Raw genomic sequence first — 22,514 nt, 5'->3', positions numbered from 1 at the left:
AGCCTCCCTGCTCAATCATCATGGTGCTTGGCATACACCGAGCGCAGCTTCTGGCTGCCCTTGCCGGCGCAATCGCCCGCACAGCTGTTGACCTCGTACAGAAAGGTCCCGCCCTTGCCACCCGCCGTGCACTCCGTGCTGACGCAGTCGGCCCCACCGCCGATCAGCGCCACGTACCATTTGACGGGCTGGTTCCTTGAGCCGGTTTCGGTGGCGACTTCATCGCCTTGTGCAAAGCGTGGAGCGCTGTAGCCGCCGCTGTGCGCGGCATCGCGGTAGGGCATGCACATCTGCCGGGTGCAACTCATGGCCCGTGCATTGAGCGATGCGGCCGAGTAGGCGCCCAAGCGCTCCTCGGCCACGCGCAGTCCCGTTTCGGCGTCATTGAACAAGCGCTGCTGCGCGGCCGAGTGACCGGCAATGCGCGATTCGAGCACGGCGTTCCTGACGCCCGACAAGGCCAGCATCGTCATGATCAGCAGGAGAATCAGCGCAATGAACAGCGCTGCTCCGCGCTGGGAAATCGGTCCGCCCGGCAGCTTCATGGCATGAGATTCCTCAGCATGACGGCCCCCTGGATGACCTGGTACAACTGGCCGGAATCGCCGGAAACCGCGGAGGGCTCCGCACCGGTCAGCAACTTCCAGTCGGCGACAGCCGCGGCCTTGCTGACGGCATCCCGAAGAGTCTTGCCGCTGCTGCGCAGCAAAGCCTTGTAGCCCACCCCGACCACAGGCTGTCCATCGTCGGGCGAGCCGCCGATGTACCGGACCAGCTCCCTAGGTCGCGCGTCGCTGGCGACCGCCACCTGGAAGACCAGATCGACCAGTCCATCCACCAGCGCCTCATCCCCCTGGGCACTGGCGCAACGCAGATCACCGCTGCTGCCCAGGTAGATCTTTTCGACGAAGACGAAGTGGGTGCTGGCATAGGGCTCGGCAAGCTCCGCAAGGTTGGGTGCCCGATTGCCCAAGCAGTCGCGCTCCGACCTGTCGCGTGGCTGATAGCGAATGCACAGCGCCGACCGCCCCACGTACTGCACGGCCTGCCCCGGCGCAAAGCTGCAGCCCTTGACGATGCCCCCGGAGGTCCCACTGAACGCAGCCTCCATGTCCTGCCCCAGCGGGTTTCTTCGGTAACCGGCCCTGCTCAGTTCCTGTTGCAGGAACTGCGACACGAAGCGCCGGTTCTCCTGGTTCTGCACCTGCCCTTGCTGGAAGAGGTAGGTGCGCTGGTTGTCCAGGTAGACCTGAGTGATGCCCAGCACCAGAAAGCTGCTCAACACAAGGGCGATCATCAACTCAACCAGGGACAGTCCACCCTGAAACCGCGTGCCTTCCATGGCTCGCCTCCTAGATCCGGGTACGCAATCGATAGCGGCAGATCGGCTCCGCCGGATTGTCGGCCTTGGCATCCAGGCACTCTCCTGGCCTGACCGTCCAGGCCAGTTGGATCTCCAGCAGCTCCCCCGTAGCGGTGCAACGGTTTTCCCCGGCCGATCGACAGACATGGAACTCATCGACCAGCAATTCCCTGGCGCCCGGCAACAACGCACTCGCCCGCTGTGCCCAGCACGCCAGTTGCTGGTCAGCGGCATCGGGGGTGTTCGCGCAGGTAGTAGGTGCACCGGGGAAGCTCGCACCGGCCGTCTTGAGATAGCCCGACGGAACCGCCTGGCCACCGCTCCCCAGGCGAATCATCTCCACCAGGTCATTGGCCAGCGCGGCCGCCGTATTGCGCTGCGCCGAATCCTGGATGTACTGCAGCGCGCGCCCCTGCAGGGCGACCATCCCCAGTATCCCGATGCAGGTCAGCACGACCGCCACCAATACCTCGATCAGGCTGAAACCGAGCGCGTCCTTCATGGCTGTCCCTCGCACAGGGTGAATCACCGGATGCAGGTAGCCTGCGACGGCAAGGCAGCTCGGGTCAGTCAGACGAGGATGTCGTTTGAGGGTGATTTGTCCGTGTCGCGTGAAAAACAAATCTCATCGAGCGGAAAGATCGGTACGGGAAGACCGAGTCCGCATTCCCCATGTCGGTGGTTGGAACGGGGAAGCGCTGGACATAAAAAAACCGCCCCATAGGGGCGGCACAAGGGATTGAATCGAACGCTTACTGAGTCTGCTGCACGATCACCGTCTGCGCCGGCATCGGCGCCGGGAAATCGGTGCCCAGGGCGTCCTTGATGGTGCGATTGGTGTCGAAGTAGACCTGCCAGTAGCTGTCGTTATGGCAATACGGACGCACCGCCAGCACCGGGCCGACCAGGTTGAATTCGAGGATCTCCACGTCCACCGGCGGGTCGCTCAGTACATTGGGAATTGCCGCGATGCGCTGCTTGAGCACGGCAATCGCGGCCTGGTAGTCCGCCGCGCCGGACAGCTGGGCCTTCAGCTCAACGCGGCGGAAGGGGTTGTGGCTGTAGTTCTGGATGGTGTCGCCGAAAATCTTGTTGTTGCCTACCAGGGTCAGCACGTTGTCCGGGGTGTTGATCGCGGTGACGAACAGGCCGATCTCCTTGACCGTCCCGGTAACGCCGCCGGCGGTGATGAAGTCGCCCACCTTGAATGGCCGCAACACGATGATGAAGCCACCCGCTGCGAGGTTCGCCAGCAGGCCGGACCAGGCCATGCCGATGGCGACGCCGGCCGCTGCGATGAGGGCGGCGATGCTGGTGGTCTGCACACCGAAATAGCCGAGGATGCCGATCACCAGGAGGATGTTCAGGGTGACCGTGATGAAGGAGCCGACGTAGCGCAGTACCGTCGGGTCCACGCTCTGCCGGGAGAGCGCTTTTTCCACCATGCTCACGGCCATGCCGATCAGCCATCGGCCGATCACCCAGAAGGCGATGGCCGCGAGAATCTTGATACCGAAGGCGAATGCGTACTGCGAAACCGTCGCCCACAGCGCGTTGATCTTCTCCGTACCCACATTGATGATGTTCGTATCTTCCATGGAAGCGCACCTGCGAGAGAAAGGGACCAGATGAAAGCTAGCACGGCCCCAGCCGTTTGCTCGCCGCAACGCGCAGCCCAGAGCCCTGGCGGGCTTCGGCCCCTTCCTTCAGCAGTCGCCGGGCAGTGAGCTGATCCAGCGATTGAGCATTTCCAGGCCCTCGCGATGCACGAGGCCACGGCCCAGCTCGGGCATCATGTCGCCGGGTTTGTCGCTGCCGACGCGGTAGCTGAGCACCGACTTCTCCGGGCTGCCGGGATGGATGTCTTCCAGCCGCCCACCGGTGCCGCCACCCGCCGCCACCGGCGGTTTGCAGACACCGTAGGCGATGGAGACCGGCGTGTGCGGGTCGAGGTACAGGCCCGAGGTTCGCGCCGCGCCTTTGGGGTTGTGGCAGTGCGAGCAGTTGGCATCGAGATAGCTGCGCGCCTGTTTTTCCAGATCCTCACCGGCGCGCGGATGACCCCACAACGCGTTCTGCGGCACCTGCGCCAGCGCCGGCAGGCCCTTGAGGAAGCCGCGCGCCTGCCAGTGCTGCAGCTGGTTTTCGTTGCCGCCTGCGTAGACGAAGTCCCGGTTCAGGTGGCGCGCCTTGGGCCCCAGCGGGGCGATGCCCGCGCCCTTCTGCTCGGCATGGCATTCGGAGCACTGGTTGGCATCGGGGACCATGTAACTGAAGGCGGCCTTCCTGCCGCCCTCCCCGGTCAGCTCCAGCGCCTGCGTGTCGCCGGCCAGCTCCAGACGCGCCTCGCGCTGGTCCTTGTCCCAGACGTAGGGCAACGCGGTCCAGCCATCCTTCTGCCGCACCAGCACGCGGGTCTCCACCAGGCGAACCTTGGCGAGGTCGAGCCCGGCCTTGGGGTCGCGGTCGTCCTGGCTGTTCTGCAGCAGGTTGCCCTGGGCGTCTTTCGGGTAATAGAAGGTCTTGGTCAGTACGGTGCCAACGGGGTAATCGAAGCGATCCTCGGCATACTGCGCGGACTGCCCTTCCGGCATCCAGACGGTGCGCAGCTTGTGCGCGTAGTCGGTGAACAGCGGGGTATTCAGGTCATAGGGCAGCACTTCGGCGGCCGGCGCCAGGTGGCCGTCCGCCAGGTGCAGCATGCCCCAGCCACTGAGCTTGGCGGGGTAGTCGTCACCCTCGGGTTGATAACGCGGCTTGCTCTCCTGCCCGCACCCGGCCAACCCAACGGCCAGGGCGAGCGACAACAGGAACGAAGCGTGTCTGGTCATGCCTTGCCGCCCTTCTCGCCCAGGCCGGCCTGCTCGATCTTCGGCAATGGCTGGAGCTTGCACTGGTGCACGCTCATGTCGGTGCTGATGTTCTTGTAGCCGTTGGGACCATCGACGTTGACGATGCCGGCGTTGCCATTGTCGATGCAGATCGACAGCGCCTCGGGCAGCTTGCCGTCGACCAGTTTCTTCGAGTTGAAGTAGCCGTCCCAGAGGATGTCCGGCAGGCGGCCGTTGAGGCCGAACTTGGCGACCTTCAGCGCCTTGAGCTCCATGTGGTCGGGGCTGTCGCCGCCGGGGCCGAAGGTGTTGCCGTGGATGTAGATGCCTTCGGGGTAGGGGTCGAAGTTCGGCTGGGTCGCCTTGTCCGAATAGTTGGTGCTGAAGTAGCTGCTGATGATGACGTTGGCGGTTTTGTGGTTGCCGATCTTGTTGTCGAAGATCTCCACGTCGTCGTTGGAGTTCACCACCACACCGGAGCCGGCCGGCACGCTGGCCACCGGCGTGCCCTTGTGACCGAAGTTGTCGTGGTTGTTGCCCTGCACGTCGTTGTTGAAGACCCGGGTGCCGCGCCCCGGCTGCTGCAGGTTGGGCATGTTGAACACGAGGATGCCGCCGGTGTTGTCGGTGGCGACGTTGTTGTAGACGTCGGCGCCGATGGTGTTCTCGATCTCGATGCCGGCGACGTTGCGCTCGGCGCGGTTGTTGCGCACCACCACGTTGCGCGACTGGCCGACGTAGATGCCCGAGTCGGAGGCGCCGATGGCGACGTTGCCTTCGAGCAGGGTGTTCTCGGTCTGTACCGGGTAGATGCCGTAGCCGCCGTTGTCGGTGGAGGCGCCGTTGGTCCATTCGGTGCGGATGTTGCGGATGACGATGTTCTTGCCGCCGATGACCTTCAGGCCGTCGCCCTTGGTGTCCTCGATGGCGAGGTTTTCGAGGGTGAAATCGGAGGCGTCGACGAACAGGCCTTCGGCGCCAGCCTTCTGGTTCTTGAAGTTGAGGATGGTCTTGTCCATGCCGGCGCCGCGAATGGTCACGCCGTCCACTTTCAGGCTCAGGCTGCGGTCGAGGTGGTAGGTCCCCGCCGGGATGTCGATGACGTCGCCGGCCTTGGCCTTGATCAGGCGTGCCTGCAGGTCTTTCTGAAAGTCAGTGCTGACGGCGGCGGTTTTCTCACCATCACCGCAGGCGGCCAGGGCGACGGAGACGGCAATCAGGGACAAGCAAGCGAGACGCATGGCGGGGCACTCCAGTCTTGTTCTTATGATTCTGGAACTATAGTGCCAAGTAATTTCCGTGGGTAGCCCCGGAAGCAGAAAACCCGCGCCATTCGCGGGCTACAGCGCGGCGACCGGTTGGCCACCCCCGAAATAGACAGGCCCCGCAATAGCGGGGCCTGTCTGCATCACGCGGCGAAGCTCAGGATCAGCGCGGAATGTTCGGCTGGCGCTTGGTGCTGCGCTTCTTCCCTTTGGCATAGCCGGTGGCCTTGCCTTCCTCGGCCTTGTTCCACGGCTTGGAACCATCGCTGGCGCGCGGCGGCAGGCCGGTGTGCTGGGTCAGCAACGGCTTGCCGGTCTTCTTGCTGCCTACCGGGGTAGAGTTCTTGCGGCGCGCGCTCTGGTAGCCGCCATCGCCGGTCGGCTGGTGCGTCGGGATGAGCTGGTGCTTGCCGTTGCCGATCAGGTCGGCGCGGCCCATTTCCTTCAGCGCCTCGCGCAGCATCGGCCAGTTGTTCGGGTCGTGGTAGCGCAGGAAGGCTTTGTGCAGGCGGCGACGGCGCTCGCCCTTGACGATCTCCACGCCATCGCTCTTGTAGGTGACCTTGCGCAGCGGGTTCTTGCCCGAGTGGTACATGGCCGTGGCGGTGGCCATGGGCGACGGGTAGAAGGCCTGCACCTGGTCGGCGCGGAAGCCGTTGCGCTTGAGCCACAGGGCGAGGTTCATCATGTCCTCGTCGCTGGTGCCCGGGTGCGCGGCGATGAAGTACGGGATCAGGTACTGCTCCTTGCCCGCCTCCTTGGAGAACTTCTCGAACATGCGCTTGAAGGCGTCGTAGGTACCGATGCCCGGCTTCATCATCTTCGACAGCGGGCCTTCTTCGGTGTGCTCCGGGGCGATCTTCAGGTAGCCGCCGACGTGGTGCGTCACCAGCTCCTTGACGTATTCCGGGGACTCCACGGCCAGGTCGTAGCGCAGGCCCGAGGCGATGAGGATCTTCTTCACCCCCGGCAGGTCGCGGGCGCGGCGGTACAGCTGGATCAGCGAGGAGTGGTCGGTATTGAGGTTCTCGCAGATGCCCGGCCAGACGCAGGACGGCTTGCGGCAGTGACGCTCGATCTCCGGGTCCTTGCAGGCGATGCGGTACATGTTCGCGGTCGGCCCGCCGAGGTCGGAGATGACGCCGGTGAAGCCCGGTACGCGGTCACGGATTTCCTCGATTTCGCGGATGATCGAGTCTTCCGAGCGGCTCTGGATGATGCGGCCTTCGTGCTCGGTGATGGAGCAGAAGGTGCAGCCGCCGAAGCAGCCACGCATGATGTTCACCGAGAAGCGGATCATCTCGTAGGCCGGGATCTTCGCGCCGCCGTACTCGGGGTGCGGCACGCGGGCGTACTGCAGGCCGAAGACGTAGTCCATCTCCTCGGTGGTCAGCGGGATGGGCGGCGGGTTGAACCAGATGTCGGTCTCGCCGTGACGCTGGACCATGGCGCGGGCGTTGCCCGGGTTGGTCTCCAGGTGCAGCACGCGGTTGGCGTGGGCATAGAGCACCGGGTCGCTCTTCACTTTCTCGAAGGACGGCAGGCGGATCACCGTTCGCTCGCGCTCCAGGCGCGGGTGCGGCAGCAGCTCGACGACCTTGGCTTCGTTCGGGTCGTCCTGCTCGCCCTTCTCCTGCTCGATGGCGCAGGCGGCGGTGTCCTGGGTGTTCACGTAGGGGTTGATGATCTTGTCGATCTTGCCCGGACGGTCGATGCGGGTGGAGTCCAGCTCAAACCAGCCCTCGGGGGTGTCGCGACGGACGAAGGCGGTGCCGCGCACGTCGGTGATCGACTCGATGGACTCGCCGGCGGCCAGGCGCTGGGCCACTTCCACCACGGCGCGCTCGGCGTTGCCGAACAGCAGGATGTCGGCCTTGGCATCCATCAGGATCGAATGGCGGACCTTGTCCTGCCAGTAGTCGTAGTGCGCGATGCGGCGCAGCGAGGCCTCGATGCCGCCAAGCACGATCGGCACGCCCTTGTACGCCTCGCGGCAGCGCTGGCTGTAGACCATGCTGGCACGGTCCGGGCGCTTGCCGGCGTTGCCGCCAGGGGTGTAGGCGTCGTCGGAGCGGATCTTCCGGTCGGCGGTGTAGCGGTTGATCATCGAGTCCATGTTGCCGGCGGCGACGCCGAAGAACAGGTTCGGCTTGCCCAGCTTCATGAAGTCGTCTTTCGACTGCCAGTCCGGCTGGGAAATGATCCCGACGCGGAAGCCCTGGGCCTCCAGCAGGCGGCCGATGATGGCCATGCCGAAGGACGGATGGTCAACATAGGCATCGCCGGTGACGATGATGATGTCGCAGGAATCCCAGCCGAGCTGATCCATCTCTTCCTTGCTCATGGGCAGGAACGGCGCCGGGCCGAAACACTCGGCCCAGAACTTGGGATAGTCGAACAGCGGTTTGGCGGCTTGCATCACGGGCACCGGGGTATCTCGAATAGGTATCGCGGAAAAACGCGGGCGCGAAATATAGCACAAAAAGTGTACAAATCCGACCAGTGAACTCAGATTTAACCGGCGGGTGTTCGCTCGCCAGTGCCATCATATGGCTATACTCCAGCCACTATCCGCAGTAGGTGCCGGGATACCCCCAAGGCACAGGGAGTGCGTGCCGTGCGTCATGTTTTCGTGCTGGTGCTCGCGCTGCTGGTCGGCCAGGCCGCCGCAGTCGAGCTGGACTCACATGCCAGTGGCACCTGGCTCAATGGCAGCCTGGAACTCCTCGAGGATCGCAGCGGCGGGATGCCGTTCGACGAGGTGCAGCGCAGCCGCGACTTCGTTCCGGCCAATGGCCGCACCAGTGTCGGCCAGAGTTCCAGCGCCTGGTGGCTGCGCCTGGACCTCGACCGCCGGCAGACGCCGCCCGGCGGCTGGTGGCTGGAAGTGGACGCGGTCAACCTCAAGGACCTGCGCCTGTACCTGCCCGACGAACAGGGGCGCTACGTCGAACGCCTATCCGGCGAATCGGTGCCCTTCTCCGCCGGCCGCGACCGTGGCTACCGGCGTCCGGTATTCCACCTGCCCGAGGGCGCCGGACCGCTGCGGCTCTACCTGCGCACCTATGATCCCGCCGGCAACTCCTTCCCGCTGCGCGTCTGGTCACTGGACGACCTGCAGGACCACCGCGCCGACACCAACCTGTTCCTTGGCGTGGTCTACGGCCTGATCACCGCGCTGCTGTTGTACAACCTGTTCATCCTGCTGACCCTGCACGACCGTGCCTATCTCTGGTACGTACTGACCACCGCCGCGGCGCTGCTGTTCAGCCTCGGCATGACCGGCCACGGTTTCAAGTACCTCTGGCCCGAGCACGCCGTGCCCTGGTGGCTGGACCGCATCACCCTGCCCTCGCTCTGGGGGCTGTGCGTGCACCGCTTCACCATCACCCTGCTGCAGACCCGCCGGCACGTGCGCTGGGCGCACCACCTGCTGAACCTGAACTGTGTCTTGTACCTGCTCACCATCCTCCTCGGCGCACTGCAGCTGCGCGGCGCCGCCAGCTGGATGCTGGTGGTGGTCACCCTTATCGGCGTACCGGCTGCCCTGGGTGCGGCGCTGACGCGCTGGCGCCAGGGCTCCTTGCCCGCCTTCCTGTACCTGCTCGGCTTCGGCCTGGTGCTCGGCAGCGTGAGCATCTCGGTGATGCGCGCCCTGGCCGTGGTGCAACCGCAACCGACGACCACCTACATCTTCCCGATCGCCGTCGCCATGGAGTCGGTGCTCTTCTCCTTCGCCCTCACCTCGCGCATCCGCAGCCTCAAGCGCGAACGTGCGCAGGCCGTGGAACAGGCCAACCGGGAAAAGAACGCGCGCCTCTCCATGATGCAGAGCGCGCAGCAGGACCTGGCCAAGGCCGTCGCCGAACGCACCGCCGAACTGACCCAGAGCAACCAGCTGCTGCGTGAACGAGAAGCCCAGCTGCAACACGCTGCGCACTACGACCCCCTGACCAGCCTGCCCAACCGCCGCTTCCTGGTGGAGCACGCCGAACAGGCGCTGGAGCGCGCCCAGCAGAACGGCGAGACCCTGGCGCTGATGCTGATCGACCTCGATCACTTCAAACCGATCAACGACACCCACGGCCACGATGCCGGCGACTTCATGCTGCAGAGCGTCGGGCACCGCCTGCGCCAATGCGTGCGCGCCAGCGATTGCGTGGCGCGGCTGGGTGGTGATGAGTTCGCCGCCCTGATTGCCGGCCCGGACGCCGAAGGCCACGCCCGCGAAATCGCCCGACGCCTGCTCAACGAGCTGTCGCGCCCGGTGCAGTTCGACACGCTCGAACTGCGCATCACCCCCAGCATCGGCGTCGCCATCTATCCCAGCCACGCGATGCAGTTCAGCAAGCTGTACAAGGCCGCCGACCAGGCGCTGTACGACGTGAAGGGCAATGGCCGGGCGAGCTATGCCATCGCCAACGAAGGTGCCGGCGAAGGCAGCGAACTCTGGCAGGACAGCAGCCAGACCTCGGAGGACCGCGTCTGATCAGCTGCGGTAGCGGCGCGGTACGCGAACGGTGACCTTGGTCAGCAGCTCGTAGCCGATGGTCCCGGCGTGGCTCGCCACCTCGTCCACCGGGAGATTCGCCCCCCACAGCTCGACCGGATCGCCGACTGCGGCATCGGGCAGATCGGTGAGGTCCACAGCCAGCATGTCCATCGACACCCGCCCCGCCAGCGGCACTCGCTGTCCGCGCACCAGCACCGGGGTTCCGCTCGGCGCATGACGCGGGTAACCGTCGGCGTAGCCGCAGCTCACCGTGCCGATGCGCGACGGGCGCTGCGCCACCCAGGCCGCGCCATAACCGACGCTTTCCCCCACCTGCACCTCACGCACGGCGATCAACTGTGCTTCCAGGCTCATCGCCGGGCGCAGGCCCAGATCGGCCGCGCCGATGTCGGCGAAGGGCGTGGCGCCGTACAGCATGATGCCGGGGCGAATCCAGTCCATGTGGGCGGCAGGAATGGTCAGCACGGCGGCCGAATTGGCCAGGGAGCGCAGGTCGAAGTCCAGGTCGAGCACACTGAGGAAGCAGGCCACCTGGTCTTCGGTCAGGTCGTCACCGCGCAGGTCGGCGTTGGCGAAGTGGCTCATCAGGTTCAGCTCGGCCACTTGCGGCGCCTGGCGCAAACGCGGGTGCCAGTCACGCAGTGCCTCCGGCGAGAAGCCCAGGCGGTGCATGCCGGAATCCAGCTTCATCCAGACGTTCAACGCGCTCGGCAGTTGCGCGGCGAGCAGTGCCAGGGCCTGCTCCGGCCCCTGCACCGCCACATCCAGGCGCAGCTGCTCGGCGATCAGGTATTCGTTCGGTTCGAAGCAGCCTTCCAGCAGCAGGATGCGGGCATCAGCGTGCAGCGCGCGTACTTCCGCGGCCTCCTCCAGGCAGGCCACGGCAAAGCCATCGGCCTCGTCGTGCAGGCTGCTGACCACCTCCCGCGCACCATGCCCGTAGGCATTCGCCTTGACCACCGCGAACGCCTGGCGGCCCGGCGCGCAGCGCTTGGCGACGGCGTAGTTGTGGCGGATGGCGGAAAGATCGACGGTAGCGACGAGCGGGCGCATGGCGGACTCTGAAAAAGAAACGGGCGTCCATTTTAAGACGCCCGTCCGTCATGCGATATGTGGCCAGGTCACTCGTCTTCGAAGTTGTACATGCCGGGCGCGAGGTTCTCGAAGCGGCTGTAGCGACCGAGGAAGGCCACGCGCACGGTGCCGATGGGGCCGTTACGCTGCTTGCCGATGATGATTTCGGCGACGCCCTTGAACTCGGTCTCCGGGTGATACACCTCGTCGCGGTAGACGAACATGATCACGTCGGCGTCCTGCTCGATCGCTCCGGATTCACGCAGGTCCGAGTTCACCGGGCGTTTGTTGGGGCGCTGTTCCAGCGAGCGGTTGAGCTGGGAGAGCGCCACCACCGGGCAGTTGAATTCCTTGGCCAGCGCCTTGAGCGAGCGGGAAATCTCGGAAATCTCGTTGGTACGGTTGTCGCCGGCGGAACCGGGAATCTGCATCAGCTGCAGGTAGTCGACCATGATCAGGCCGATCTCGCCGTGTTCGCGGGCCAGGCGGCGGGTCCGCGCACGCATTTCCGAGGGCGAGATACCGGCGGTATCGTCGATGAACAGCTTGCGGTCGTTGAGCAGGTTCACCGCCGAGGTCAGGCGTGGCCAATCCTCGTCATCCAGCTTGCCCGCACGCACCTTGGTCTGGTCGATGCGGCCGAGCGACGCGAGCATACGCATCACGATGGAGTCGGAGGGCATCTCCAGGGAGTACACCAGGATCGCCTTGTCGGTGCGCATCAGGGCGTTCTCCACCAGGTTCATGGCGAAGGTGGTCTTACCCATGGACGGACGGCCGGCGACGATCACCAGGTCGGCGGGCTGCAGGCCGCTGGTCTTTTCATCGAGGTCGGTGAAGCCGGTGGAAATCCCGGTCAGCGCCTCGCTGGTGTTGAACAGGTAGTCGATGCGGTCGATGGTCTTGACCAGAATGTCGCTGATCCCCACCGGGCCGCCGGTCTTGGGTCGCGCTTCGGCGATCTCGAAGATCTTGCGCTCGGCTTCGTCGAGCACTTCGTTGGCGCTGCGCCCTTCCGGGTTGAAGGCGCTGTCGGCGATATCGCTGCTGATGCCGATCAGCTGCCGCAGCGTGGCGCGCTCGCGGATGATGTTCGCGTACGCCTTGATGTTGGCCACCGAAGGAGTGTTCTTCGCCAGTTCGGCGAGGTAGGCAAGGCCGCCCACCTGGGACAGCTGGCCCTCGCGTTCGAGCATCTCGGAGAGGGTCACCACGTCGATCGGCTGGTTGCCCTCGGCGAGCTTGTACACGGCACGGAAGATCAGGCGATGGTCATGGCGGTAGAAGTCGCCGTCGGACACGGCGTCCGACACCCGCTCCCACGCATTGTTGTCGAGCATCAGGCCGCCCAGCACCGCCTGTTCGGCTTCGATCGAGTGCGGCGGCACCTTGAGGGAAGCGGTTTGCAGGTCGTATTGCTCGGGGACGGTGATGTCGTTCATGGGCTCTTCGTGTTGAGTGAAACGGCGGAAAAAACAAAGGGCACGGACCGAGGATCGGCACCGTGCCCATTGTTAGCGGACAGCTTCGCACAGGCAAGCCGTGCGAAACGTCCTAGCGACGGATCGCTTACTCGGCGACTACAACCACGTGCAGGGTTGCATCAACATCCATGTGCAGTTGCACTTCGATGTTGTATTCGCCTACAGCGCGCAGGGCGCCGTCGGGCAGGCGAACTTCGCTCTTTTCCAGCGGGTAGCCGGCAGCCGAAACGGCGTCGGCGATGTCGCGGGTGCCGATCGAACCGAACAGTTTGCCTTCGTCGCCAGCGTGGGCGCCGATGGTCACGATCAGTTCGGCCAGTTGGGCAGCACGAGCTTCAGCAGCGGCTTTTTTCTCAGCAGCGGCTTTTTCCAGCTCTGCGCGGCGCTCTTCGAAAGCAGCGACGTTGGCAGCGGTGGCAGCGGTGGCTTTGCCCTGCGGCAGCAGGTAGTTACGGGCGTAACCGCCCTTTACGTTCAGCTTGTCGCCCAGGTTGCCCAGTTTGGCGATCTTTTCCAGCAGGATGACTTCCATTTGAGTCTTACCTCTTAACTTTTAACCTTCACCGTTCGCAGCTTTCTGGCGCTTCGCCAGACGACCGCGAAAATCAAACAGACTGTCGACTACGGCGACAAGACAGATCACATTGCCCAGTACGAATACCAGCAGGTACAGCGGTGCCAACCAGAAGCCCGGAAGCTTCTTCAGCGCAACCAGCCCGTGGCCCAGTGCGATCCCGGCGAACAGCAGCGGGATCATGCACAGCGGCGCCAGCATGGTGGCTGCGGGACCTGCGAAGGGCAGAGCCACGACGCCGACCAGCAGCGCGATAGCCGTGCCCGGCGACAGGCGCAGTGCGCGGAACTCGCGGCCAAACCCTTCCGGGTTGTACAGCACTGCTTGCCAATAACGCGCCAGCATCAGGCACATCAGGCTGATCGTCTGCAGCGAGGCAGCCATCAGGCCGGTGATGGTCGGAACCATCTCCGCCTGCAGGGCGGCCAACTGTTCCGGCGAAAGCTTGGCTTCGGCCAGAATCTGCGGCAGTGCCTTGCCGAACGCTTCGGCAAGAGCAGAGACCAACCCGGCCGACACCGTGCTGAGCAGCAGCACGAACACCGCACCGAGCACAACGCTCGCCAGCATCACCTGGTTCCAGGACACCTTGCTGCGCAGAACCTGCGCCAGCACGGCACTACCCACCAGAACCAGACTCACGCTGGGGTCACCCAGGTACCACCAGGCCAGTGCCGGAAGCAGCGCCCAGCCCAGGATGCCAAAGGCATCGCCGGCGCCACGGCGCAACAGCACCAGACTGCCTGCTGCGGCACCGAGCCAGAACAACGGCTGCAGTACCGCGGCTGCGACGACCACCAGGGTCGCCTGCATGCGGCCTCGCATGACAAATTCAGCCAATGCGCGCATGCGATCTATCCATCAATCCCAGTCGACTGCCCGATCAACGGCCGTGGCTGTCGGTGTAGGGAAGCAGGGCCAGGTAGCGGGCGCGCTTGATAGCGGTCGCCAGCTGACGCTGGTACTTGGCCTTGGTGCCGGTGATGCGGCTCGGAACGATCTTGCCGGTTTCGGAAACGTAGGCCTTCAGGGTGTTGAGATCCTTGTAATCGATCTCTTTCACGCCTTCAGCGGTGAAACGGCAGAACTTACGACGACGGAAGAAACGTGCCATGTGTGTGGCTCCTCAATACTGGTCCGGGATTACTCGTCAGCGCTGTCGCGGCTATCTTCGCCGTCAGCGGACTCGCCCTCGTTCGATTCGGGACGCTCACGGCGCTCGCGGCGCTCGTTGCGGCTCTCTTCGGCCTTCAGCATTTCGGACTGGCCGGTAACGGCTTCGTCGCGACGGATGACCATGTTACGGATCACGGCGTCGTTGTAGCGGAAGTTGTCTTCCAGCTCTGCCAGGGCCTTGGCGGTGCACTCGACGTTCATCAGAACGTAGTGAGCCTTGTGCACGTTGTTGATGGCGTAAGCCAGCTGACGACGGCCCCAGTCTTCCAGACGGTGGACTTTGCCGCCGTCTTCTTCGATGGCCTTGGTGTAACGCTCGACCATGCCACCGACTTGTTCGCTCTGGTCCGGGTGAACCAGGAACACGATTTCGTAATGACGCATAAATGCTCCTTACGGATTGCAGCCTGCCGACGAAGCGGTCAGGCAAGGAGTGAATGATTTTTACCTTGCCGCTCGGAAGGACGCGCAAACGCCTGCCCGGACGACAAGGGCCGACATTCTAGAGAAGGGGGAAAGGTGGCGCAAGGAAATTGACGATTATTTGAACAGCAGGCCTGTAGGAGCGAGCTTGCTCGCGAACCGGGCAGGCTCGGAGCCGGCACCGTTCGCGAGCAAGCTCGCTCCTACAGGAGAAGTGTTACGCACCGGCCTTGAGCTGGCGCTGGCGGACGATCTCGAACAGGCACACGCCGGTGGCCACCGAGACGTTCAGGCTGCTGACGCTACCCTGCATCGGCAGCTTGGCCAGGTAGTCGCAATGCTCGCGGGTCAGGCGGCGCATGCCCTTGCCCTCAGCGCCCATCACCAGCACGGTCGGCCCGGTGAGGTCGAGTTCGTAGAGCATCTGGGTCGCCTCGCCGGCGGTGCCGACGATCCACAGGCCACGCTGCTGGAGTTTCTCCAGGGTGCGCGCGAGGTTGGTCACGGCCACCAGCGGGATCACCTCGGCGGCGCCACAGGCAACCTTGCGCACGGTGGCGTTGAGGGTGGCGGACTTGTCCTTCGGCACGATGACCGCCAGCGCGCCCGCCGCATCGGCGGTGCGCAGGCAGGCGCCGAGGTTGTGCGGGTCGGTCACGCCGTCCAGTGCCAGCAGCAGCGCCGGACCGGAAGAGCGCTCCAGCAGCTCCTCCAGCATGTTCTCGCCCCACACCTGGCTCGGGCTGACCTCGGCGACCACGCCCTGGTGCACGCCTTCGGCCCACTCGTCCAGCTCCTTGCGGTCGCGCGTGCCCACCGGCACGCGCACCTGACCGGCCAGCTCGACCAGCGCCTGGACGCGCGGGTCATGCCGGCCTTCAGCCAGCCACAGCTGCTTGACCCGCTTGGGGTGATGGCGCAGCAACGCTTCTACGGCATGAACCCCGTAGACCTTTTCCCACTGACTCATTTCTTCGCCTTACGCTTGCTGGCCGGAGCGCCGCCAGTACCGCCCGCCTTGGGCGCGGACGAGCCCTTGCGATGCTTGGTCGGCTTGGCAGACCGGGCTTTCTGTTTCGAGGGATTGCGCGGCTTGCCGGCGGCGGGTGCCCCTTTGCCGTTACCCTTGCCTTGGCCGGCGACCGGTTTCTTGCCACCGACCTTGGCTTCGTCGAGCAGCGCCTTCTTCACCTCGCGGCTCTTGCGCACATCGGTATTACCGAGCAGCTCATCCGCCTTGGCCAGCATTTCCGGCGCGACCGAGGGCAACGCCTGGACTACGCCAACCTTGCGCTTGCGCGGCTGGCTGGAGGGCGCCACGGCCACGTCGGGCGCGAAGAACGGATCGTCGGCGAAATCGCGCTTGGGCTTGGCCGGTCGTTCCTGCACCGGAGCGCCACGACCCACCTTGCCTTTGCCTGCCTTGCCGCCCGCCACCTTACCCTTCACGGGCTCGGCTTTTTCGCCGCGCTTCTTGCGGCCGATGGGCGCGCTGAGCACGTTGTCGGACAGCTCGAAGTCGATCTTGCGCTCGTCCAGGTCGACACGTGCCACCACCACTTCGACGGTATCGCCGAGACGGAAGCTGCGGCCGGTGCGCTCGCCGCTCAGGCGGTGGTGCACGGCGTCGAAGTGGTAGTAGTCACCCGGCAGCGCGGTGACATGGACCAGACCCTCGACATAGATGTCAGTCAGCTCGACGAAGATGCCGAAGCCGGTCACCGCAGTGATCACGCCGGGGAAGGTCTCGCCCACGCGCTCGCGCATGAACTCGCACTTCAGCCAGTTGGTGACATCACGGGTCGCTTCATCCGCGCGGCGCTCGGTCATCGAGCACTGCTCGCCCAACTGGGCCAGGCGGGCTTCGTCGTACGGATAGATGCGCGCCTTCGGCATGCTGGCGGCGCCGACGCGCTGCACGTGCTCGGAGGCCGCCTTGGAGCGGATCAGGCCACGGATGGCGCGGTGGGTCAGCAGGTCCGGGTAGCGACGGATCGGCGAGGTGAAGTGGGTATACGCCTCGTAGTTCAGGCCGAAGTGGCCGGCGTTCTCCGGGCTGTACACCGCCTGGCTCAGGGAGCGCAGCATCACAGTCTGGATCAGTTGCAGGTCCGGACGACCCTGGATGGACTCCAGCAGCTTCTGGTAGTCCGCCGGGGTCGGATCGCCCTTGCCGCGATACAGCGTCAGCCCCAGTTCGCCGAGGAACTGGCGCAGGTTGTTCAGCTTCTCCTGCGGCGGGCCGTCGTGGACGCGGTACAGAGCGGGAATCCCATGCTTCTCGAGGAACTTGGCGGTGGCGACGTTGGCCGCCAGCATGCATTCCTCGATCAGCTTGTGCGCATCGTTGCGCTGGGTCGGGCGAATTTCCGAGATCTTGCGATCCGCGCCGAAGACGATGCGGGTTTCCTGGGTCTCGAAATCAATCGCCCCACGTACGTGGCGCGCGCCAACGAGGACCTTGTACAGGTCATAAAGGGTGTTCAGGTGCGGCACCACCGCCGGCAGCTGCTCCTTCAGGCGCTGGCCTTCGGGGCTGTCCGGGGTTTCCAGGTACTGGCTGACCTTGGTGTAGGTCAGGCGCGCATGGGAATGGATGACCGCCTCGTAGAACTGGTAGTCGGTCATCTTGCCGGCCTTGGAGAGATTCATCTCGCAGACCATGGCCAGGCGATCGACCAGCGGATTCAGGGAGCACAGGCCGTTGGAGAGGATCTCCGGCAGCATCGGGATGACGCGCTCGGGGAAGTACACCGAGTTGCCGCGCTTGGCCGCCTCTTCATCGAGGGCCGAACCGACCTTCACATAATGAGAGACGTCGGCGATGGCGACGAACAGCTTCCAACCGCCGCCCTTGCGCTTCTCGGCGTAGACCGCATCATCGAAGTCGCGGGCATCCTCGCCATCGATGGTGACGAAAGGAAGCGCGCGCAGGTCGACGCGCTTCTCCTTGTCCTTCTCCAGCACTTCGGGCTTGAGCTTGGCGGCTTCCTTCTCCACGGCCTCGGGCCAAGTGTGGGGAATATCGTAGCTGCGCAGCGCGACTTCGATCTCCATACCCGGCGCCATGTAGTCACCGAGCACTTCCACCACCTCACCCTGGGCCTGGCGATGCACGTTCGGCCAGACGTCGATGCGCACCTGGACGAACTGGTTGTGCTTGGCTTTGCCAGCCTTGCCCGGCGGGATCAGCACTTCCTGCTGGATCTTCGGGTTGTCGGCGACCACCGTACCGATACCGCTCTCGTCGAAGTAGCGACCCACGATGGTCTCGTGGGCGCGTTCGACCACTTCTACTATGGCGCCTTCGCGGCGACCTCGGCGATCGAAGCCCGACACGCGCGCCAGGGCGCGGTCGCCGTCGAACACCAGGCGCATCTGCGTCGGGCTGAGGAACAGGTCGTCGCTGCCGTCATCGGGAATCAGGAAGCCGAAGCCGTCGCGGTGGCCGGCGATGCGGCCGAGGATCAGGTCGAGCTTGTCCACCGGCGCGTAGGCGCCACGGCGGGTATAGATAAGCTGGCCGTCGCGCTCCATGGCGCGCAGTCGGCGGCGCAATGCTTCTTCCGGTTCTTCGCCGGAGAGGCCGAGTTCGTCCATCAACTGGGACCGCGTCGCGGGTGCACCGCGCTCGGCAAGATGCGCCAGGATGAGTTCACGGCTGGGGATGGGGTTGTCGTATTTTTCCGCCTCGCGGGCGGCCTCGGGATCGAGGTTTTGCCAATCGGCCATTAAAGTGAGGTCACCTTATCTATATAGGGATGGTTCGCCATCTGCTTATTGAAGCGCGAAATCCGCTCGTCGGTCAGCTTTGGGCACGAATAAATTTTTTATCGCATCAGGGGTTTACAAGCGAAACCTGGCTCCGTATAGTTCGCGCCCACAGCGTCAGACAGACGTTGTAACACGGAAGCGATGAGCGATCATCACATCCAGTGCCCAGGTGGCGGAATTGGTAGACGCACTAGGTTCAGGTCCTAGCGGTGGCAACACCGTGGAAGTTCGAGTCTTCTCCTGGGCACCACTTATTCAAGGGTAAAGTCAGTCGATGACAGGCTTTATCACGGCGGGTTCGGAACCCTGATAACCGAACGATAGACCGCCCGATGCAACCAAGGGTTGCATCACCGCAAGACGATGAGCGATCATCGCACCCATGCTGAAAAGCATGCCCAGGTGGCGGAATTGGTAGACGCACTAGGTTCAGGTCCTAGCGGTGGCAACACCGTGGAAGTTCGAGTCTTCTCCTGGGCACCATCTTCAACGAAAAAGCCGAGCACTGCTCGGCTTTTTCGTTTTCGGCTTTCCACCTTTCCAGGGACGTCAAACCTGGCGTAGGAGCGGACTCCGTCCGCGATAGATCCGCATCGCGCCGGATGCCATCGCGGACGGAGTCCGCTCCTACGAAAAATTTCCAGCGCTCCTTCAGGCCTTGAACTGCCCCAGGCTGGCGCGCAACTGACCAGCCAGGCCATCAAGCACCCGCCCGCTGCTGGCGGTCGCACTCACAGCTTCCGCTGCGCGGCTCGCCTCGGCATGAATGACTTCAACCCGCCCGCGCACCGCCGCGGCGCCAGCCGCCTGCTGTTGCGCCGAATGCGTCGCTGCCTCGATGGCGCCGTGCACTTCCTCCACCGCGCTCTGCACTTCGCGCTGTAGCCGCTCGCTATCCTGCAACGCCGCCAATCCCTGCACCGCCTGCTCGCGAGCCTGCCCGATGGCGGACACCGCTTCACGCGCGCCCTCCTGCAGTGCACCGATGTGCGACTGGATATCGCCGGTGGATTGCTGGGTCTTGCTGGCCAGCGCACGCACTTCATCCGCCACCACGGCGAATCCACGCCCGCTCTCGCCCGCCCGCGCCGCCTCGATGGCTGCGTTCAGCGCCAGCAGATTGGTCTGCTCGGCTATGCCATGGATCACCGAGAGCACCACTTCGATCTGCTCGCTCTGCCGCGCCAGGCGCTCGATCACAGCGGCGCCGTTCTGCACGCGGGACTCCAGGGTTTCGATCAGGCCGCCCACCTTACGGGCAATCGCCGCATTGTCCTGCGCCGCCTTGCGGATCTCGCCGACCCGCGCCAGCGCCGCCTGCATGGAGCGGCTTTCCATTTCCGCTTCCGCCGCCATCCCGGAGAGCGCTTCCAGGCTGCCGGCCACTTCATTGCGCTGGCGATCCGCCGCCGCTTCGGCACTGGCGCTGCGACTGGCCAGCGCGGCGATTTCGCTGCCGGTCCGCTGCGCCACCTGTCCGGCCTCACGGACGATGGGCTGCAGCTTGTCGACGAAGCGGTTCACCGCCGTCGCCATCTCGCCCAACTCGTCACGGCTATCCAGTTGCACGCGGCGGGTCAGATCGCCCTCCCCGGCTGCCAGGTCATTCAGCGCATCGATCAGCAGGCGCAGGCGATTCACCACACGCCGCCCCAGCACCACCGCGAGGCACAGCAAGACGCCGAGGCCAACCAACAGAAGCCCCATGCCGATACGCCAGCGCAATGTTCCTGCCGCCTCTTCGATGGAGGTCTTCGCGCCCTGGCTCATGCCGTCCGCCGCCTGCTTTGCCGATTGCAGGCGCGCCGTGAGCGCCTTGGTGCTGTCGGCCGCGGCGCCGGCCAGGCTATCGCCCACCAGTTGGTCACCACTGGCGACCAGGGCGGAGAAGCGCTGATCCAGCGCGGCGATCTGCTTCTCGATGGCATCGGTGGAGACCCCCAGACGCACCGTACCAATGACCACGCCATTGGGGCTGATCGGCACCTCGACGAGGAACACCGAGGCATCATGGCTTGCCGCCTCCAGCACCTTATCCAGCGCACGCTCGCCCTTGCCCTTTTCCAGCAGCGCATTGATCCGCACGTCTTCGCGATTGAGATAGCGGGTCAGGTGCTGACCCTGAGGGTCGTCATAGACCACGAAGAGCACATTGGGATTGGCCTGGGCGCGTCGGGCATAGTCGGAGAGCAACGGCACGTCGTTGTCCCACATCGCCCTGGGCGCCACGGCAGCGAGCAACTGCGCCAATTCGGTGGCGGACTGGCGCAGGCTCTGCTCCAGACTTTGACGCAGCTGGCCCTGCTCCTCCTCCAGCCGCGCGGAGAGCGCCGAACCCAGGCGCTCGCGAGTGCGCGCGGAAAGATCGTTCAGCCCGGAGGTCACTTCCCGGCCCGCCTGCTCCAGCTCGCCGGCCAGGCGTTGCGATTCGTTACCCAGGTGAGTACCAAGGTCGTTGACCAGACCATCGACGGTGCTGCGGGTGAGCCACAGGGCAATCATCAACTGCACCAGCAGCGCGATCCCCAGGGCGATGAAAGCGGGGCGCAGCAGGCGGCTGCGCAACAGAGACAGGACGGCGGACACGGCGGGCTTCCTCCGGACGTAACGGATGTCTGGCGCGAAAGGCGCCGATCCGATTCACCAGCAAAGCGCGTGCCGCCGCGCAGCGTCGAACCCCTGAAACGACAACGGGCCGCATGAGCGGCCCGTTGCGATGCACAACGCGGATCAGGCGAACGGGTGGCGCAGGACGATGGTCTCGGCGCGATCCGGGCCGGTGGAGATGATGTCGATGGGCGCACCGACCAGCTCCTCGACGCGCTTGATGTAAGCACGAGCATTGGCCGGCAGGCCTTCGAGAGTCTGAACACCCACGGTGGATTCGCTCCAGCCCGGCAGGTCCTCGTAGATCGGCTGCAGGCCGATGTAGCTGTCGGCATCGGTCGGCGCGTCGGTCAGCAGTTCGCCGGCGGCATTCTTGTAGCCGGTGCAGATGCGCACGGTTTCCAGGCCGTCGAGAACGTCCAGCTTGGTCAGGCACAGGCCGGACAGGCTGTTGATCTCGATGGCACGACGCAGGATGACGGCGTCGAACCAGCCGCAACGACGGGCACGGCCGGTGGTGGCGCCGAACTCGTGACCAACCTTGGCCAGGTGCGCGCCGACGTCATCGAACAGCTCGGTCGGGAACGGGCCGGAACCCACGCGGGTGGTGTAGGCCTTGGTGATACCCAGGATGTAATCCAGGTACAGCGGACCGAAGCCCGAACCGGTAGCGGTGCCGCCAGCGGTGGTGTTGGAGCTGGTGACGAACGGGTAGGTGCCGTGGTCGATGTCCAGCAGCGAGCCCTGGGCGCCTTCGAACATGATGTTCTCGCCGCCGCGACGCAGGTCGTGCAGGGTCGAGGTCACGTCGGCCATCAGCGGACGCAGCTCCTCGGCGTAGGCCATGCACTCGTCCAGGGTCTTCTGGAAGTCGACGGCCGGCTCCTTGTAATAGTTCTGCAGGACGAAGTTGTGGTAGTCCAGCAACTCGCCCAGCTTGGCAGCGAAACGCTCACGGTGGAACAGGTCGCCCACGCGCAGGCCGCGACGGGCCACTTTATCTTCGTAAGCCGGGCCGATGCCGCGACCGGTGGTGCCGATCTTGGCGTCGCCACGGGCCTTCTCGCGAGCCTGGTCCAGGGCGACGTGGAAGGACAGGATCAGCGGGCAGGACGGGCTGATGCGCAGGCGCTCGCGCACCGGTACACCCTTCTCTTCCAGCTTGGCGATTTCGCGCATCAGCGCATCGGGCGCCAGCACCACGCCGTTGCCGATCAGGCACTGCACGCCTTCGCGCAGGATGCCCGACGGAATCAGGTGCAGAACGGTTTTCTCGCCAGCGACTACCAGGGTGTGACCGGCGTTGTGGCCGCCCTGGTAACGCACCACGGCAGCAGCCTGGTCAGTCAGCAGGTCGACGATCTTGCCTTTGCCCTCATCACCCCACTGGGTGCCCAGGACTACGACATTCTTACCCATAACACTTGTCC

General features: G+C 64.8%; 18 protein-coding genes and 2 tRNA genes. 3 read left to right on the top strand and 17 right to left on the bottom strand.

All coding sequences use genetic code 11. The features are described 5' to 3' along the window. Nucleotides 1-11: 11 nt before the first annotated feature. The 7 genes from J5M67_RS00850 to J5M67_RS00820 all read right to left on the bottom strand — a co-directional run bounded on the left by J5M67_RS00850 (nt 12) and on the right by J5M67_RS00820 (nt 7,878). Nucleotides 12-545, bottom strand: a complete 534-nt coding sequence (locus tag J5M67_RS00850) for a PilX N-terminal domain-containing pilus assembly protein (RefSeq protein ID WP_207882343.1) — start codon at nt 543-545, stop codon at nt 12-14. Beyond that, the gene (locus tag J5M67_RS00845) at nt 542-1,342 is read right to left on the bottom strand and encodes a PilW family protein (RefSeq protein ID WP_207882341.1); all 801 of its coding nucleotides are present in this window, start codon (nt 1,340-1,342) and stop codon (nt 542-544) included. The genes J5M67_RS00850 and J5M67_RS00845 overlap by 4 nt, the downstream gene beginning before the upstream one ends. Nucleotides 1,343-1,352: 10 nt before the next feature. Next, entirely contained in the window at nt 1,353-1,865 is a 513-nt protein-coding gene (gene pilV, locus J5M67_RS00840; RefSeq protein ID WP_207882339.1) for a type IV pilus modification protein PilV, read from the bottom strand. A gap of 250 nt (nt 1,866-2,115) precedes the next feature. Then, nucleotides 2,116-2,961: a mechanosensitive ion channel family protein gene (locus J5M67_RS00835; protein ID WP_207882337.1), complete on the bottom strand. Its 846-nt coding sequence runs from the start codon at nt 2,959-2,961 to the stop codon at nt 2,116-2,118. A 108-nt stretch (nt 2,962-3,069) separates the two neighbouring features. Continuing rightward, entirely contained in the window at nt 3,070-4,194 is a 1,125-nt protein-coding gene (locus J5M67_RS00830; RefSeq protein ID WP_207882336.1) for an SO2930 family diheme c-type cytochrome, read from the bottom strand. Further along, on the bottom strand, nt 4,191-5,435 hold the full coding sequence (locus J5M67_RS00825; protein WP_207882334.1) for a parallel beta-helix domain-containing protein: 1,245 nt from the start codon (nt 5,433-5,435) through the stop codon (nt 4,191-4,193). Before J5M67_RS00825 ends, J5M67_RS00830 begins: the two co-directional genes overlap by 4 nt. Nucleotides 5,436-5,622: 187 nt before the next feature. Beyond that, nucleotides 5,623-7,878: a YgiQ family radical SAM protein gene (locus tag J5M67_RS00820; RefSeq protein WP_207882332.1), complete on the bottom strand. Its 2,256-nt coding sequence runs from the start codon at nt 7,876-7,878 to the stop codon at nt 5,623-5,625. A gap of 198 nt (nt 7,879-8,076) precedes the next feature. Here J5M67_RS00820 and J5M67_RS00815 point away from each other — a divergent pair, with 198 nt between their 5' ends. Next, a complete protein-coding gene (locus J5M67_RS00815) occupies nt 8,077-9,948 on the top strand; it encodes a GGDEF domain-containing protein (protein ID WP_207882330.1) in 1,872 nt (623 codons plus the stop codon). Here the strand turns inward: J5M67_RS00815 and alr are convergent, their stop codons facing one another. The 8 genes from alr to rnr all read right to left on the bottom strand — a co-directional run bounded on the left by alr (nt 9,949) and on the right by rnr (nt 18,435). Then, nucleotides 9,949-11,025 carry an alanine racemase gene (gene alr, locus J5M67_RS00810; RefSeq protein WP_207882327.1) on the bottom strand — a complete coding sequence of 359 codons (1,077 nt, stop codon included), beginning with the start codon at nt 11,023-11,025 and terminating at the stop codon, nt 9,949-9,951. 68 nt (nt 11,026-11,093) lie between these two features. After that, nucleotides 11,094-12,488, bottom strand: coding sequence for a replicative DNA helicase (gene dnaB / locus J5M67_RS00805; RefSeq protein WP_207882325.1), 1,395 nt, complete (start codon nt 12,486-12,488; stop codon nt 11,094-11,096). A gap of 127 nt (nt 12,489-12,615) precedes the next feature. Continuing rightward, on the bottom strand, nt 12,616-13,062 hold the full coding sequence (rplI, locus tag J5M67_RS00800) for a 50S ribosomal protein L9 (RefSeq protein ID WP_015479134.1): 447 nt from the start codon (nt 13,060-13,062) through the stop codon (nt 12,616-12,618). A 21-nt stretch (nt 13,063-13,083) separates the two neighbouring features. Next, nucleotides 13,084-13,953, bottom strand: coding sequence for a hypothetical protein (locus tag J5M67_RS00795; protein ID WP_207882323.1), 870 nt, complete (start codon nt 13,951-13,953; stop codon nt 13,084-13,086). A 34-nt stretch (nt 13,954-13,987) separates the two neighbouring features. Then, nucleotides 13,988-14,218 carry a 30S ribosomal protein S18 gene (rpsR, locus tag J5M67_RS00790; protein ID WP_003095634.1) on the bottom strand — a complete coding sequence of 77 codons (231 nt, stop codon included), beginning with the start codon at nt 14,216-14,218 and terminating at the stop codon, nt 13,988-13,990. A gap of 29 nt (nt 14,219-14,247) precedes the next feature. Then, entirely contained in the window at nt 14,248-14,664 is a 417-nt protein-coding gene (gene rpsF / locus J5M67_RS00785) for a 30S ribosomal protein S6 (RefSeq protein WP_054906367.1), read from the bottom strand. Nucleotides 14,665-14,920: 256 nt separating this feature from the next. Beyond that, entirely contained in the window at nt 14,921-15,673 is a 753-nt protein-coding gene (gene rlmB, locus J5M67_RS00780; RefSeq protein ID WP_207882321.1) for a 23S rRNA (guanosine(2251)-2'-O)-methyltransferase RlmB, read from the bottom strand. Beyond that, the gene (rnr, locus tag J5M67_RS00775) at nt 15,670-18,435 is read right to left on the bottom strand and encodes a ribonuclease R (protein WP_207882319.1); all 2,766 of its coding nucleotides are present in this window, start codon (nt 18,433-18,435) and stop codon (nt 15,670-15,672) included. The genes rlmB and rnr overlap by 4 nt, the downstream gene beginning before the upstream one ends. Before the next feature lie 205 nt (nt 18,436-18,640). Here rnr and J5M67_RS00770 point away from each other — a divergent pair. Next, nucleotides 18,641-18,727, top strand: a tRNA-Leu gene (locus J5M67_RS00770). Nucleotides 18,728-18,873: 146 nt separating this feature from the next. Beyond that, nucleotides 18,874-18,960: transfer RNA gene (locus tag J5M67_RS00765), tRNA-Leu, on the top strand. 168 nt (nt 18,961-19,128) lie between these two features. Here the strand turns inward: J5M67_RS00765 and J5M67_RS00760 are convergent. Continuing rightward, nucleotides 19,129-21,063, bottom strand: coding sequence for a methyl-accepting chemotaxis protein (locus tag J5M67_RS00760; protein WP_207882317.1), 1,935 nt, complete (start codon nt 21,061-21,063; stop codon nt 19,129-19,131). Between the two features lie 144 nt (nt 21,064-21,207). Further along, nucleotides 21,208-22,503: an adenylosuccinate synthase gene (locus tag J5M67_RS00755; protein WP_207882315.1), complete on the bottom strand. Its 1,296-nt coding sequence runs from the start codon at nt 22,501-22,503 to the stop codon at nt 21,208-21,210. Nucleotides 22,504-22,514 lie beyond the last annotated feature (11 nt).

It is taken from the genome of Pseudomonas sp. 30_B (assembly GCF_017491605.1).
GTDB lineage: Bacteria > Pseudomonadota > Gammaproteobacteria > Pseudomonadales > Pseudomonadaceae > Pseudomonas.
The sequence above is the reverse complement of the archived record's forward strand: the minus strand, read 5'-3'. Positions and strand labels throughout refer to the sequence as shown.